3 tRNA genes and 3 rRNA genes are annotated in these 5,801 nt (G+C 53.2%); all 6 read right to left on the reverse strand.

From position 1 onward, the window contains the following. Positions 1 to 77, reverse strand: a tRNA-Met gene (locus tag HNP71_RS13910). Positions 78 to 161: 84 nt separating this feature from the next. Beyond that, positions 162 to 276, reverse strand: a 5S ribosomal RNA gene (gene rrf, locus HNP71_RS13915). Positions 277 to 387: 111 nt separating this feature from the next. Then, positions 388 to 3,121, reverse strand: a 23S ribosomal RNA gene (locus HNP71_RS13920). Between the two features lie 510 nt (positions 3,122 to 3,631). Next, a tRNA-Ala gene (locus HNP71_RS13925) sits at positions 3,632 to 3,707 on the reverse strand. Between the two features lie 44 nt (positions 3,708 to 3,751). After that, positions 3,752 to 3,828 (reverse strand) — tRNA-Ile (locus HNP71_RS13930). Positions 3,829 to 4,028: 200 nt separating this feature from the next. After that, a 16S ribosomal RNA gene (locus HNP71_RS13935) occupies positions 4,029 to 5,515 on the reverse strand. Together the 16S, 23S and 5S rRNA genes with 3 tRNA genes alongside form the textbook arrangement of a ribosomal RNA operon. Between the last annotated feature and the right edge of the window lie 286 nt (positions 5,516 to 5,801).

Raw genomic sequence — 5,801 nt, forward strand, 5'->3', positions numbered from 1 at the left:
TGGTTGCGGGGGCCAGATTTGAACTGACGACCTTCAGGTTATGAGCCTGACGAGCTACCGGGCTGCTCCACCCCGCGTTTGTATGTTGTGCAAAAACCGCCCTTACTTCGCTTTTATTTGCGTTTAGGGGCGGTTTTTATTTTGTTTTGATAGTCTGGAGGACCTGGCGGCGACCTACTCTCCCGTGTCTTAAGACACAGTACCATGGGCGCTGGGGATTTTCACGGCCGAGTTCGGGATGGGATCGGGTGTAGGCTCCCCGCCAGAGCCACCAGGTCGTCCAGGCTATCAAAGCTGCTGATCTGAGTGGTTTGGTTTTGGTGCTTTTTTTTGTGTGTGATCTGTGACAGCGATGGATGATTGCTGTGTATGGGGGTTGGTGAGGTATATTTGAACTCTATCGGGTTATTAGGACCGGTTAGCTGCGCGGATTACTCCGCTTCCACACCCGGCCTATCGACGTGGTGGTCTACCACGACCCTCAGGGAGGCCTAGTTTTGAGGTAAGTTTCCCGCTTAGATGCTTTCAGCGGTTATCTTTTCCGTACTTAGCTACCCGGCTGTGCCGCTGGCGCGACAACCGGTACACCAGAGGTACGTCCATCCCGGTCCTCTCGTACTAGGGACAGATCCTCTCAAGCCTCCAACACCCACGGCAGATAGGGACCGAACTGTCTCACGACGTTCTAAACCCAGCTCACGTACCACTTTAATCGGCGAACAGCCGAACCCTTGGGACCTGCTCCAGCCCCAGGATGTGATGAGCCGACATCGAGGTGCCAAACCTCCCCGTCGATGTGGACTCTTGGGGGAGATCAGCCTGTTATCCCTAGAGTACCTTTTATCCGTTGAGCGATGGCCCTTCCACGTGGAACCACCGGATCACTATGGCCGACTTTCGTCTCTGCTCGAGTTGTCACTCTCGCAGTCAGGCGGGCTTATGCCATTGCACTCAACAGCCGATGTCCGACCGGCTTGAGCCCACCATCGCGCGCCTCCGTTACTTTTTGGGAGGCGACCGCCCCAGTCAAACTGCCCACCATGCAGGGTCCCGGTCCCGGATAACGGGACTCGGTTAGACATCAGAAGAGTTCAGGGCGGTATTTCAAGGTTGGCTCCACCAGAGCTAGCGCCCCGGCTTCAATGCCTCCCGCCTATCCTACACAGCACTCTCCTAATGCCACTGCAAAGTTGCAGTAAAGGTTCATAGGGTCTTTCCGTCTGACCGCGGGTACCCCGCATCTTCACGGGGAATTCAATTTCGCTGAGCCTATGCTGGAGACAGTGGGGAAGTCGTTACGCCATTCGTGCAGGTCGGAACTTACCCGACAAGGAATTTCGCTACCTTAGGACCGTTATAGTTACGGCCGCCGTTTACCGGGGCTTCAATTCAGTGCTTGCACACCTCCTCTTAACCTTCCGGCACCGGGCAGGCGTCAGACCGTATACGTCGTCTCTCGACTTCGCACAGCCCTGTGTTTTTACTAAACAGTCGCTACCCCCTCTTTTGTGCCACCCTACAATGGTTGCCCACTGCAGGGTCTTGCTTATCCCGAAGTTACGCAAGTAATTTGCCTAGTTCCTTCAGCATAGTTCTCTCAAGCGCCTTGGTATACTCTACCAGTCCACCTGTGTCGGTTTCGGGTACGGTCTATAAGCTAGAGCTATTTCCTGGAATGCTCCAAAAGCCAGGTCAATCCAATAAGACCTGACAACATATTGCATTCGTCACTTCTAGCAGGTTCAGGAATATTCACCTGATTCCCATCGACTACGGCTTTCGCCCTCGCCTTAGGGGCCGACTAACCCTGCGCGGATTAACCTTGCGCAGGAACCCTTGGACTTTCGGCGACAGAGTTTCTCACTCTGTTTGTCGCTACTCATGTCAGCATTCGCACTTCCGATACCTCCAGGCCCTCTCACGAGTGACCCTTCGCAGGCCTACGGAACGCTCCGCTACCGCGCAATAAATTGCGCCCACAGCTTCGGTATATGGCTTGAGCCCCGTTACATTTTCGGCGCAGGATTTCTATTAGACCAGTGAGCTATTACGCTTTCTTTAAAGGATGGCTGCTTCTAAGCCAACCTCCTGGTTGTTTTGGAATTCCCACATCCTTTCCCACTTAGCCATAATTTGGGGACCTTAGCTGGTGGTCTGGGCTGTTTCCCTCTCGACGATGGACCTTAGCACCCACCGTCTGTCTGCCGTACAAAGCTCCTGGGTATTCGGAGTTTGGTTAGGTTTGGTAAGTCTTTGGGACCCCCTAGCCCATCCAGTGCTCTACCCCCCAGGGTATACATACGACGATCTACCTAAATAGATTTCGCGGAGAACCAGCTATCTCCAAGTTTGATTGGCCTTTCACCCCTAGCCACAGCTCATCCCCGACTTTTTCAACAGGCGTGGGTTCGGCCCTCCAGTGGGTGTTACCCCACCTTCAGCCTGGCCATGGCTAGATCACTTGGTTTCGGGTCTTCTGCCCGCGACTGAATGCCCTATTCAGACTCGCTTTCGCTGCGCCTACGCCTACCGGCTTAAGCTTGCCGCGAACAGAAACTCGCTGACCCATTATACAAAAGGTACGCCGTCACACCAAAAGGTGCTCCGACTGCTTGTAGGCATCCGGTTTCAGGTCTCTTTCACTCCCCTTGTCGGGGTGCTTTTCACCTTTCCCTCACGGTACTTGTTCACTATCGGTCACCAGGGAGTATTTAGGCTTGGAGGGTGGTCCCCCCATGTTCAGACAGGATTTCACGTGTCCCGCCTTACTCAAGTCCTCAATCATTGCTTACGCATACGGGGCTATCACCCATATTGCCAGACTTTCCAGACTGTTCTGCTAACGTTGATTGAGGCACTGGCCTGTTCCGCGTTCGCTCGCCACTACTAGCGGAATCTCAATTGATGTCTTTTCCTCCAGGTACTGAGATGTTTCAGTTCCCCGGGTTTGCCTCGCATGCCTATGTATTCAGCATACGATCCTCTTACGAGGGGGTTTCCCCATTCGGATATCCATGGATCAAAGCCTGCTCGCGGCTCCCCATGGCTTTTCGCAGCGTGCCACGTCCTTCATCGCCTCCTGGTGCCAAGGCATCCACCGAATGCCCTTTTGTCGTTCAATTATTCTCACCACAGCTTGAACATTGAACACATTCAAACTGCTACCCACCATGCACAGGAACCATCCATCAGGTTGAAGCCCAGATCTCCGCTTTCGAACTTCGCCGCTAGGAACAGCGCCGCCCAAAAACTTCAACGACCAAAACCAAACCCGACAGCGTTTGACTGCACTGGTAAGTGAGATCACACACATGCTTCTGAACACTCGAACAACTCGCGCTTACGTCTCACGGCTTGCGCCGCTCCACGGGTCAGACAACCCAAGCACAAGAGCCCGGACCGATTTACGCTTTCACGAAAACCAATACGCGCATCCAGATGCACCAAAACCTATTCACCCTGACAAAGAACAAACTTGCTCTTCAACAATTAAGCTGGGAGCAAACATCCAATCCACATTAACCCCGACCTTTGCAGGAACGAAGCCAAAGATGAATCGAAACTCGATTTTTCCTGTAACAACACACCGGCAGGCTTTCACCCACCAAGCATCCAACAACCTTCACCAAAATGGTGGAGATGGACGGAATCGAACCGACGACCCCCTGCTTGCAAAGCAGGTGCTCTACCAATTGAGCTACATCCCCAGTCTTGCCTGCCGCGCCGCAAAGCAGCGCAGCCACCAAACTAATGGTGGGCCAGGGAGGACTTGAACCTCCGACCCCACGCTTATCAAGCGTGTGCTCTAACCAACTGAGCTACTAGCCCAAAAGTCTTGAACTTAAGAAGTTTAAGTCAGCATCGGTTCGGAACACTAAAGTTCCAACCGCTGTTACAGGAAAGGGATACGTTGATGGCGCTTCAAATAACTCAGCCAAAACAGGCATGGTACCCACGATATCCATCGTAGGATTTTATTTTCTCGGATTCTCCAAATTCCAAAAGGAATGCTCGGAGAAAAATCCTTGAAAGGAGGTGATCCAGCCGCAGGTTCCCCTACGGCTACCTTGTTACGACTTCACCCCAGTCTCTGACCCGACCGTGGTAGGCTGCCTCCCTTGCGGGTTAGCGCACCTGCTTAAGGTCAAACCAAATCCCATGGTGTGACGGGCGGTGTGTACAAGGCCCGGGAACGTATTCACCGCGGCATGCTGATCCGCGATTACTAGCGATTCCACCTTCATGTACTCGAGTTGCAGAGTACAATCTGAACTGAGATGGCTTTTAGAGATCAGCATTGTGTCACCACATAGCTTCCCACTGTCACCACCATTGTAGCACGTGTGTAGCCCAGGACATAAGGGCCATGAGGACTTGACGTCATCCCCACCTTCCTCCGGCTTGTCACCGGCAGTTCCTTTAGAGTGCCCAACTAAATGATGGCAACTAAAGGCAAGGGTTGCGCTCGTTGCGGGACTTAACCCAACATCTCACGACACGAGCTGACGACAGCCATGCAGCACCTGTGCGGCAGGTCCCTTGCGGGAAAGACACATCTCTGTGCCAGGCCTGCCCATGTCAAATCCTGGTAAGGTTCTGCGCGTTGCTTCGAATTAAACCACATGCTCCACCGCTTGTGCGGGCCCCCGTCAATTCCTTTGAGTTTCAACCTTGCGGCCGTACTCCCCAGGCGGTGTGCTTATCGCGTTAGCTACGACACTGAGAAACTAAGTCCCCCAACATCCAGCACACATCGTTTACAGCGTGGACTACCAGGGTATCTAATCCTGTTTGCTCCCCACGCTTTCGCGCCTCAGCGTCAGTAAAGGACCAGGTTGCCGCCTTCGCCACCGGTGTTCTTTCCAATATCTACGAATTTCACCTCTACACTGGAAATTCCACAACCCTCTTCCTTACTCTAGTCGCTACGTATCAAAAGCAGTCCCCAGGTTGAGCCCAGGAATTTCACTTCTGACTGTAACAACCGCCTACGCGCCCTTTACGCCCAGTCATTCCGAGCAACGCTAGCCCCCTTCGTATTACCGCGGCTGCTGGCACGAAGTTAGCCGGGGCTTATTCTGCAGGTACCGTCATCATCGTCCCTGCCAAAAGTGCTTTACAATCCGAAGACCTTCTTCACACACGCGGCATTGCTGGATCAGGGTTGCCCCCATTGTCCAATATTCCCCACTGCTGCCTCCCGTAGGAGTTTGGGCCGTGTCTCAGTCCCAATGTGGCTGATCATCCTCTCAGACCAGCTACTGATCGTCGCCTTGGTAGGCCTTTACCCCACCAACTAGCTAATCAGACGCAGGCTCCTCCCAAGGCGACTCGCGCCTTTGACCCTCAGGTATCATGCGGTATTAGCAGCAGTTTCCCGCTGTTGTCCCCCACCCCAGGATAGATTCCTACGTGTTACTCACCCGTCCGCCACTGCCATTGCTGACCGTGCGACTTGCATGTGTTAAGCATGCCGCCAGCGTTCGCTCTGAGCCAGGATCAAACTCTCAAGTTCATCCCATTCTCAGTCGTCACCGACTTCAAATAAAACGAAAACCCCGCTCACATGTTGCTCGCGCACGCCTCATCAGCGCACGCTAAATTCAAAGCGTTCTGTACGTAATTTCAAAAGAAATACACCACAACGCTTCCTAATATCTTAGGTGTGAACAGAGCAAAGCCCATCCAAACCAAGCTACCCCAAACCTAACCAAAGTCAGATCCAGCAAGTCAGAGCAAAAACCCCAACCCGGAAACGCCACCAGCGTATCCCTTCCCAGCCTATGCAATTGTCAAACAAC

It is taken from the genome of Acidocella aromatica, from assembly GCF_014201825.1.
Classification (GTDB): Bacteria; Pseudomonadota; Alphaproteobacteria; order Acetobacterales; family Acetobacteraceae; genus Acidocella; species Acidocella aromatica.